This window comes from Microbacterium sp. FG3 (assembly GCF_057809335.1).
In genome coordinates, this window is sequence record NZ_JBMDJT010000018.1 from 40,149 (window position 1) to 49,696 (window position 9,548).

Genomic DNA, 9,548 nt, shown 5'->3' on the forward strand with positions numbered 1-9,548 from the left:
CCGTCTTCGATCCTAACCGCCACCGCCGACGCGTCGACGGGGAGGACTACCCGAGGCACTGCGGCCCGAGCAGCGACTTGAGGTCGCCGAACAGGTCGGCCGTGATCCGCACCGGCAGCGGCACCTCGAACACCTTGGCCGAGCTGCCGCGGTGCATCTTCAGCCGCACCTCCGTGTCGCCGGCGTGGCGCTGCAGCACCTCGGAGAGCTCGAGGACGAGCCGCTCCGTGGCGCGCTGCTCCGGCAGCAGCAGCGTCAGCGGCCCGGACGCCTCGAGTCCGCCGACGTCGGGGACGAAGGCCGACTGCGCGTGCAGGTTGAGGCCGTCGTCACGCCGCGACACGCGGCCGCGCACGACGAGGAGCGAGTCCTGCTGCAGGATCGGCTGGAACTCGGTGTAGGTCTTGCCCATGAACATCACGGTGACCTCGCCCTCGAAGTCCTCGACCGTGATCATGCCGTAGGGGTTGCCGCTCGACTTGGCCACGCGATGCTGCGCGCTCGTCACGAGACCCGCCACCGTCACCTGGTCGCCGTCCTGCAGATCCTCCGAGGCGATGAGGTCGTGGATCGTGATGCTGCGGTGCTTCGCGAGCGGCACCTCGAGCCCGGCGAGGGGGTGATCCGAGACGTAGAGGCCGAGCATCTCGCGCTCGAACGCCAGCTTGTCCTTCTTCGTGAACTCCGGGCGCTCCGGCACCTTCTGCGCCGTCTCGGGCTCGTCCCACAGGCTGTCGAAGTCGAAGCCGATCGCCCCCTGCGCCTCGTTCCGCTTGCGATCGACCGAGGCCTCGACCGCCTGCTCGTGGACCTCCAGCAGGGCGCGCCGCGTCGAGCCCATCGAGTCGAAGGCGCCCGCCTTGATGAGCGACTCGACCGTGCGCTTGTTGGCCACGTGCATCGGCACGCGGCTCAGGAAGTCGTGGAAGCTCGTGTACGGCCCGTCCTTGCGTGCCGCGACGATGCCGTCGACCACGTTCGATCCGACGTTGCGGATGGCGCCGAGGCCGAAGCGGATGTCGTCGCCGACGGCCGAGAAGAAGCCGATCGACTCCGACACATCCGGCTGCAGCACCCGGATGCCCATGCGGCGGCACTCGTTGAGGTACATCGCGAGCTTGTCGCGCGAGTCGCCGACGCTCGTGAGCACCGCGGCCATGTACTCGGCCGGATAGTGGGCCTTGAGGTACGCGGTCCAGTACGACACCACGCCGTATGCGGCGGAGTGCGCTTTGTTGAACGCGTAGTCCGAGAACGGCAGCAGGATGTCCCACAGCGCCTTGATGGCGCCCTCGGAGTAGCCGCGCTCCTTCATGCCGCCCGAGAAGCCCGCGTACTGCTTGTCGAGCTCCGACTTCTTCTTCTTGCCCATCGCGCGGCGCAGGATGTCGGCCTGTCCGAGGCTGAACCCCGCCACCTTCTGCGCGATGGCCATGACCTGCTCCTGATAGATGATCAGGCCGTAGGTCGTGTCGAGGATGTCGCGCAGCGGCTCCTCGAGCTCGGGATGGATCGGGGTGATCTCCTGGAGCCCGTTCTTGCGCAGCGCGTAGTTCGTGTGCGAGTTGGCACCCATGGGGCCCGGCCGATACAGGGCGATGACGGCCGAGATGTCCTCGAAGTTGTCCGGCTTCATGAGGCGCAGCAGCGAGCGCATCGGCCCGCCGTCGAGCTGGAACACGCCGAGGGTGTCGCCGCGCGACAGCAGCGCGTAGGCCTCGCGGTCGTCGAGCGAGAGGTGCTCGAGGTCGACCTCCTCGCCGCGGTTGGCCCGGATGTTGTCGAGCGCGTCGGAAAGGATCGTGAGGTTGCGCAGCCCCAGGAAGTCCATCTTGATGAGGCCGAGGGCCTCGCACGCGGGGTAGTCGAACTGCGTGACGATCTGGCCGTCCTGCTCCCGCTTCATGATCGGGATGATGTCGATGAGCGGCTCGCTCGACATGATCACGCCCGCCGCGTGCACGCCCCACTGCCGCTTCAGTCCCTCGAGGCCGACCGCGCGGTCGTAGACCGTCTTGGCCTCGGGGTCGCTCTCGATGAGCGCGCGGAACTCGCTGGCCTCCTTGTAGCGGGGGTGCTCGGGGTTGAACATGCCGTCGAGCGGCATGTCCTTGCCCATGACGGCGGGGGGCATCGCCTTCGTCAGCCGCTCCCCCATGCTGAACGGGAAGCCGAGCACGCGGCCGGCGTCCTTGAGCGCCTGCTTCGACTTGATGGTGCCGTACGTCACGATCTGCGCCACGCGCTCGTCGCCGTACTTGTCGGTGACGTAGTCGATCACCTCGCCGCGGCGGCGGTCGTCGAAGTCGACGTCGAAGTCGGGCATCGAGACGCGGTCCGGATTGAGGAAGCGCTCGAAGATGAGGCCGTGCTCGAGCGGGTCGAGGTCGGTGATCCGCATGGCGTACGCGACCATCGACCCGGCGCCCGAACCGCGGCCCGGGCCGACACGGATGCCGTTGTCCTTGGCCCAGTTGATGAAGTCGGCGACGACGAGGAAGTAGCCGGGGAAGCCCATCTGCAGGATGATCCCGGTCTCGTAGTCCGCCTGCTGCCGCACGCGGTCTGGCACGCCGTTCGGGTAGCGGTAGTGGAGGCCCTTCTCGACCTCCTTGATGAGCCAGCTCTCCTCGGTCTCCCCGTCGGGCACGGGGAACTTCGGCATGTAGTTGGCGCTCGTGTCGAACTCGACGTCGCACCGCTCGGCGATGAGCAGCGTGTTGTCGCACGCCTCCGGGTGATCGCGGAACAGCTGACGCATCTCGGCGGCCGTCTTGACGTAGTAGCCGTCGCCGTCGAACTTGAACCGGTTCGGGTCGTCGAGCGTCGATCCGGACTGGACGCACAGCAGCGCCGCGTGGGCGTCGGCCTCGTGCTGGTGCGTGTAGTGCGAGTCGTTGGTGGCCACGAGCGGGATGCCCAGGTCCTTCGCGAGGCGCAGCAGATCGGTCATCACGCGGCGCTCGATGTCGAGGCCGTGATCCATGATCTCGGCGAAGTAGTTCTCCTTGCCGAAGATGTCCTGGAACTCGGCGGCCGCCTGGCGCGCGGCGTCGTACTGGCCGAGACGCAACTTGGTCTGCACCTCGCCGGAGGGGCAGCCGGTCGTCGCGATCAGGCCCTTGCCGTAGGTCTGCAGCAGCTCGCGGTCCATGCGCGGCTTGAAGTAGTACCCCTCGATGCTCGACAGCGAGCTCAGCCGGAACAGGTTGTGCATGCCGGGGGTGTTCTCGGCCCACATCGTCATGTGGGTGTACGCGCCGCTGCCCGAGACGTCGTCGCTCTTCTGGTCGGGGCTTCCCCACGCCACGCGCGTCTTGTCGGTGCGGTGCGTGCCGGGGGTGACGTACGCCTCGAGGCCGATGATCGGCTTCACACCCGCGGACTGCGCGGCCCGGTAGAACTCGAACGCCGCGAACGTGTTGCCGTGGTCGGTGACGGCGATCGCCGGCATGCCGTAATCGGCCGCCGCCTGCGTCATCGCCCCGAGCTTCGCCGCCCCGTCCAGCATCGAGTACTCGCTGTGGACATGCAGGTGAACGAAGGAGTCGGAGGCCATGGATCGAGTCTAGGTTCGACCTCCGACACCGCGGCTCAGCGGCGCAGGTCGAGGCGCATGACGACGCGGGGGAACCCGCCCGAGACCGACGTCGTGTCGGCGGCCTTCGTGAGGCCCGCGCGCTCGAACATGTCGCGGAAGCCCACGAACGCCATCGTCTGGTCCACCCGCTCGCCGCGGTTGTCGACCGGGTAGCCCTCCAGCGCGGGGGCGCCGCGCTCGCGGGCGAAGGCGATGGCGCCCCGGAGCAGGCGGTCGAGGACGCCCTTGCGCCGGTGCCCGGGGCGCACGCGGAAGCACCACGCGGTCCAGACAGGCAGATCGTCGACGTGCGGGATCGTGCGGCTGCGGGCGAACTGGGTGTCGGCGCGCGGCGCGACACCGGCCCAGCCGACCGGCTCGTCGCCGTCGTAGGCGAGCACGCCCGGCGGCAGATCCGATTCGCACATGGCGCGCACGAACTCGGCCCTGGCCGGCCCGACCAGTTCGCGGTTGAGCTTCGCCGGAACCCGGTGACTCAGACACCAGCACACGTTCGCGTCGGGGCGCTTGGGCCCCACCAGCGCGCGCACGCCCTCGAAGTCGGTCGCCGGGCGCGTCGTGATGACCATGCCGCCATCATGCCCGCCGCCTGCGACATCCGGAACGGGCCGCCGACGCTCGCGCGCGGTGCTACTCGCCGCGGAGGATGTCGAGGGCGTCCTGGAGGTCGGCGGGGTACGGCGATGCGAACTCGACGCGGTCGCCCGTGGCGGGGTGGTCGAAGGCGAGGCGGTGGGCGTGCAGCCACTGGCGCGTCAGTCCCAGGCGCGCCGACATGGTCGGGTCGGCGCCGTAGAGCGGATCGCCGACGCACGGATGCCGGTGGGCGGCCATGTGCACGCGGATCTGGTGCGTGCGGCCCGTCTCCAGATGGATCTCGAGCAGCGAGGCGCCCGGGAAGGCCTCGATCGTCTCGTAGTGGGTCACGGAGTCCTTGCCGTCGGGCGTGACGGCGAACTTCCACGAGTGGCTGGGGTGTCGCCCGATCGGCGCGTCGATCGTGCCGACCAGCGGATCCGGATGCCCCTGCACCACGGCGTGGTAGACCTTGTCGACCGTGCGCTCCTTGAAGGCGCGCTTGAGCAGCGTGTACGCGCGTTCGGTCTTGGCGACCACCATGAGCCCGCTCGTGCCCACGTCGAGGCGATGCACGATCCCCTGCCGCTCGGCGGCGCCGCTCGTGGCGACCTGCACCCCAGCTGCGAGGAGCGCGCCGAGCACGGTCGGGCCCTCCCAGCCGAGCGACGGATGGGCGGCGACGCCCACCGGCTTGTCGACCACGACGATGTCGTCGTCCTGGTGGACGATCCCGAGCTCGGGCACCTCGACCGCGACGACGCGCGGCTCCTCCTTCGGCCGCCACTCGACGTCGAGCCACGAGCCCGCCGTGACGCGATCCGACTTCGCGACGACCGCGCCGTCGAGCTGCACGCCACCGGCCTCGACGACCTCCGCCGCGAAGGTCCGCGAGAAGCCGAGCATCTTGGCCAGGGCCGCGTCGACGCGCGTGCCGTCCAGCCCGTCGGGGACGGGAAGCCTGCGGGACTCCATCAGTCCCGGTCTCCCGCGGCGTCCGCCGGAACCCGATCGACCGCGTCGTCCCGATCCGTCGCGGCGCGATCGGCCGCGGCGGGGGCCGACGCGTCGCCCTCGACCGTCTCGACCGCCGGGCGCGCGGCGGCCTCGCCGGCGTCGTCGCCGCCGTCGTCGGCCGTGGGAGCGCCGCCGCCGTCCGCCGCCTTCTCGCCGCGCGTGCCGTCGAGCTCCAGCCCGATCACGAGCAGCAGCGCGACGGCCGCCATGCCGCCGACGATGAAGATGTCGGCGACGTTGTAGATCGCCGGGTGCGGCGCCCAGAACCACATCCAGGGCGTGAGGATGAAGTCGACCACGTGCCCGACGGCGAAGCCGGGATCGCGGAACAGTCGGTCGGCGAGGTTGCCGAGCACTCCCCCCAGCAGCAGCCCGAGCACGACGGCCCACAGCCGGGAGTGCACCCGCGTGGCGGCGACGTAGACGATCGCGGCCGCGACGACCGCCATCGCGATCGTGAAGATCCAGGTGACGCCCTCACCCAGCGAGAACGCGGCGCCGGGGTTGAAGACGAGGACGAACTGCAGGGCGTCGCCGACCACCGGCACCGTGGTGCCGGGCTCCAGCGACTGCAGGACGAGGTGCTTGGAGAACTGGTCGGCGGCCAGCACCGTCACCGCGAGGATCGCGATGAGGGCGCCGGCCGCCGCCGTGCGAAGGGGGGCTCGGCCGCTCAACGGGCCGGGCTCAGAGACCGATCGCCGAGACCGGCGTCGACGACGACGCGGTGCTCGAGCTCTCGAGGTCCTTCAGCTTCGTCTCGAAGAACGAACGCATCTCGGCGCGGTAGTCGCGCTCGAAACCGCGCAGCTCCGTGATGCGCGACTCGAGCGACTTGCGCTCGTTCTCGAGGCGCACGCGGATCTCCTGCTGCTTGCGCTCGGCGTCGGCGATGATCTCGCCGGCCTGCGAGCGTGCGTCCGCGACGAGCTTCTCGGCCTCGGCCTTGCCCTCGGCGACGTGCTCGTCGTGCAGGCGCTGCGCGCGCTCGATGATGCTCACGGCGCTCGTCGCGGCGTTCGCCTGCGGCGCCTCGGCGGGCCCGGCCGGCTGCGGCGTCTCGACGGGCTTCGGAGCCTCGGCCGCGGGGGCCGCGGGCGTCGCGCCCGACTCGAGCTCGGCGACGCGCGCCTTCAGGCGCTCGTTCTCCTCGAGCGCCTTGCGCCACTCGACGACGATCTCGTCCAGGAAGTCGTCGACCTCATCCGGGTCGAACCCCTCCTTGAACCGGACGTGCTGGAACTGCTTGGTGACGACGTCATCCGGGGTGAGTGCCATGGGGAGGGACCTCTTTCGATCAGAGACAGTCGGAGGGCCGCGGGGTCGAGCCCGCGGCTTCAGTCTCGAGCAAGCATAACCGGACCATGCCGGGAGCCGTACCCCAGACGCGAATCCGAGAACGGGTTCAGACGCCGGCGAGGACGCTCGTGACGGAGAGCAGGATGATGCACAGGAACATCGTGATCGCGAACGCGAAGTCGATCGCGACACCGCCCACCCGCAGGGGCGGGATGAACCGGCGCAGGAAGCGGATCGGGGGGTCCGTGACCGTGTACACCGCCTCCGCGATCACGAGCATGGCGCCCTTGGGGCGCCACTCGCGGTTGAACAGCGGGATGTAGTCCAGGATCAGCCGCCCGAACAGCACGAGCATGTACAGCAGGACGAGGAGGTTCAGCAGCGTGAAGACGAGCGCGATCACGAGATGAGCCTATCCCGGGCGCGACCGGATGCCCGGCGCGCCCGCCCGGAGGCGACGGCGCTCAGAGCGCGTCGTCGCCGGTGATGGCGCCGTCGCCCGAGACCGCGATGTTCTCGGGGCTGAGCAGGAACACCTTGCTGGTGACGCGCTCGATGCGGCCGTAGAGGCCGAGCGAGAGACCGCTCGCGAAGTCGATGAGGCGGCGCGCGTCGGCGTCGCTCATCTGCGAGAGGTTCATGATCACCGGGATGCCGTCGCGGAAGTGCTCGGCGATCGTCTGCGCGTCGCGGTACTGCTTGGGGTGGACCGTGACGATCTCGGTGACGGGCGCCGACGCGGGCTGGCGCACCACGGCGGGGCGGCGGATCGGCGTCACGGGGGCGGGCACCTCCTCGTCGCGGGCGTGGCGATCCTCGCGCGCGGCGCGCACGGGTGCCTGCGGCTCGGCGGCCTCGTCGTACTCCTCCTCGTCCGCCAGGCCGAGGTAGACCATCGTCTTCTTGAGCGGGTTCGCCATCGCGTCCTCCGTAAGGTGCTCGTTGTCTTCGAGGCTAAGCCCGGTCGGGCCGCGCCCCCGTGATTGCCGTGCCGATGCGCAGGTGTGTCGCGCCGGCGGCGATCGCCTCCGCGAAGTCCGCCGTCATCCCGGCCGAGAGCCACGTGGCCTCCGGCGCGAGCCGGCGCACCCGCTCGGCGTATCCCGCGAGCCGCGCGAACGCCGCGGCGGGGTGCTCGTCGAGCGGTGCCACCGCCATGACGCCGCGCAGACGCAGCGTGGACAGCCCCAGGATGTGCTCGGCGAGCGGTTCGACGCCCTCGGGCGCCACGCCGCCCCTGCCGGGATCGTCGGTGAGGTTGATCTGCAGCAGCACGTCGAGGGTGGGCATGCCCTCGCCCGCCGCCTCGAGCGCATCCGCCAGCCTCTCGCGGTCCACCGAGTGGACGACCGAGGCGGCACGGCGGATGGCCTTCGCCTTCTTCGTCTGCGCCTGGCCGATGAAGTGCCAGCGGAGATCCGCGAGGTCCGCGCACTCCTCGGTCTTGCCCGTCAGCTCCTGCTGCCGGTTCTCCCCCACGTCGCGCACGCCGAGCGCATGCAGCTCGCGCACGAGGGCGGCCGGATGGAACTTGGTGACGACGATGCGCGTCAGCTCGTCCGGATCCCTCCCGGCCGCCCTCGCGGCGTCGGCGATGCGCTCGTCGACGTCTGCGAGGCGGGCGGCGAGATCCGGCACGGTCACTTCAGGAAGTCGGGGATGTCGAGGTCCTCGTCGAACGCCGAGTCGAAGCCGCTCGCGTCGGGCACCACGGGCGCCGCCGCGACGGAGACGCTCTCGCGCTCGTCCTTCGGCGCCGCGCCCTCGGCGCGCTCGGCCGGATCGGCGGCAGCCGCCGCGGCCGGGACCGCGGGGGCGGCGGGGCGGGCCGCGAGCGACGGCACGTCGAGCCGCGTCTGCGGCTCGCCGCCGTCGAAGCCGGCCGCGATGACCGTGACGCGCACCTCGTCGCCGAGGGTGTCGTCGATGACGGTTCCGAAGATGATGTTGGCCTCGGGGTGGGCGGCCTCCTTGACGAGCTGCGCGGCGTCGTTGATCTCGAAGATGCCGAGGTTCGATCCGCCCTGGATCGACAGCAGCACGCCGTGCGCGCCCTCGATCGAGGCCTCGAGCAGCGGCGACTCGACCGCCAGCTCGGCTGCCTTGATGGCGCGATCGGCCCCGCGGGCGGAGCCGATGCCCATGAGCGCGGATCCGGCGCCCTGCATGACGCTCTTGACGTCGGCGAAGTCGAGGTTGATGAGACCGGGGGTCGTGATGAGGTCGGTGATGCCCTGCACACCGGCAAGGAGCACCTGGTCGGCCGTGGCGAAGGCCTCGACCATCGAGATGCCGCGGTCGCTGATCTCGAGGAGGCGGTCGTTCGGCACGACGATGAGCGTGTCGACCTCCTCCTTCAGCGCAGCCACGCCCGTCTCGGCCTGCTGCTGACGGCGGCGACCCTCGAAGGAGAACGGCTTGGTCACGACGCCGATGGTGAGCGCGCCGATGGACTTGGCGATGCGCGCGACCACGGGCGCGCCGCCCGTGCCGGTGCCGCCGCCCTCGCCCGCCGTGACGAAGACCATGTCGGCGCCCGCGAGGGCCTGCTCGATCTCCTCGGCGTGATCCTCGGCCGCGCGACGCCCCACCTCCGGGTCGGCGCCCGCGCCGAGGCCGCGCGTGAGCTCGCGGCCCACGTCGAGCTTGACGTCGGCGTCGCTCATGAGCAGCGCCTGCGCGTCGGTGTTGACGGCGATGAACTCGACCCCGCGCAGGCCCAGCTCGATCATGCGGTTGACGGCGTTGACGCCACCGCCGCCGACGCCGACGACCTTGATCACGGCGAGGTAGTTCTGGTTCTGGCTCATGCCGGCCTCCGATTGTGCGAACCCTGGCTCTCATCCCGAGCGGTCAACCTTCACGTTCAACCTGAACGTTAAAGAATTGCCCGGTATGTATTTCCCTTCTCCGAAGGTAAGCGGGCCAGCGGATCGCGTTCGGATTGGACCGGGGCGTGTCGCGCTTCCCACCCGGATTGCGTGCCGCGCGCCGACGCGGTTGCGGTGGTCGCTTCATCTCCGCGGCTCCGCCGCTCCGTTCAGCAACCGAGGGG

Annotated in this window: 9 protein-coding genes; all 9 read right to left on the bottom strand. The window is 70.3% G+C overall.

The features are described from left to right. Nucleotides 1-46 precede the first annotated feature (46 nt). The 9 genes from dnaE to ftsZ all read right to left on the bottom strand — a co-directional run bounded on the left by dnaE (nucleotide 47) and on the right by ftsZ (nucleotide 9,303). Nucleotides 47-3,559, bottom strand: a complete 3,513-nt coding sequence (gene dnaE / locus ACODR5_RS07945) for a DNA polymerase III subunit alpha (RefSeq protein ID WP_488983254.1) — start codon at nucleotides 3,557-3,559, stop codon at nucleotides 47-49. Nucleotides 3,560-3,594: 35 nt separating this feature from the next. Next, nucleotides 3,595-4,170, bottom strand: a complete 576-nt coding sequence (locus ACODR5_RS07950) for a GNAT family N-acetyltransferase (RefSeq protein ID WP_488983255.1) — start codon at nucleotides 4,168-4,170, stop codon at nucleotides 3,595-3,597. A gap of 61 nt (nucleotides 4,171-4,231) precedes the next feature. Further along, nucleotides 4,232-5,152, bottom strand: a complete 921-nt coding sequence (locus ACODR5_RS07955) for an RluA family pseudouridine synthase (RefSeq protein WP_488983256.1) — start codon at nucleotides 5,150-5,152, stop codon at nucleotides 4,232-4,234. Then, nucleotides 5,152-5,871 carry a signal peptidase II gene (lspA, locus tag ACODR5_RS07960; protein WP_488983257.1) on the bottom strand — a complete coding sequence of 240 codons (720 nt, stop codon included), beginning with the start codon at nucleotides 5,869-5,871 and terminating at the stop codon, nucleotides 5,152-5,154. Before lspA ends, ACODR5_RS07955 begins: the two co-directional genes overlap by 1 nt. A gap of 10 nt (nucleotides 5,872-5,881) precedes the next feature. Continuing rightward, a complete protein-coding gene (locus tag ACODR5_RS07965; RefSeq protein ID WP_488983258.1) occupies nucleotides 5,882-6,472 on the bottom strand; it encodes a DivIVA domain-containing protein in 591 nt (196 codons plus the stop codon). Between the two features lie 127 nt (nucleotides 6,473-6,599). After that, nucleotides 6,600-6,848, bottom strand: coding sequence for a YggT family protein (locus ACODR5_RS07970; protein WP_449854554.1), 249 nt, complete (start codon nucleotides 6,846-6,848; stop codon nucleotides 6,600-6,602). Between the two features lie 109 nt (nucleotides 6,849-6,957). Beyond that, entirely contained in the window at nucleotides 6,958-7,413 is a 456-nt protein-coding gene (locus tag ACODR5_RS07975) for a cell division protein SepF (protein ID WP_488983259.1), read from the bottom strand. Between the two features lie 34 nt (nucleotides 7,414-7,447). Beyond that, entirely contained in the window at nucleotides 7,448-8,131 is a 684-nt protein-coding gene (locus ACODR5_RS07980) for a YggS family pyridoxal phosphate-dependent enzyme (RefSeq protein ID WP_488983262.1), read from the bottom strand. A 2-nt stretch (nucleotides 8,132-8,133) separates the two neighbouring features. Continuing rightward, complete coding sequence (ftsZ, locus tag ACODR5_RS07985) at nucleotides 8,134-9,303, bottom strand: cell division protein FtsZ (RefSeq protein ID WP_460816592.1); 1,170 nt, start codon at nucleotides 9,301-9,303, stop codon at nucleotides 8,134-8,136. Between the last annotated feature and the right edge of the window lie 245 nt (nucleotides 9,304-9,548).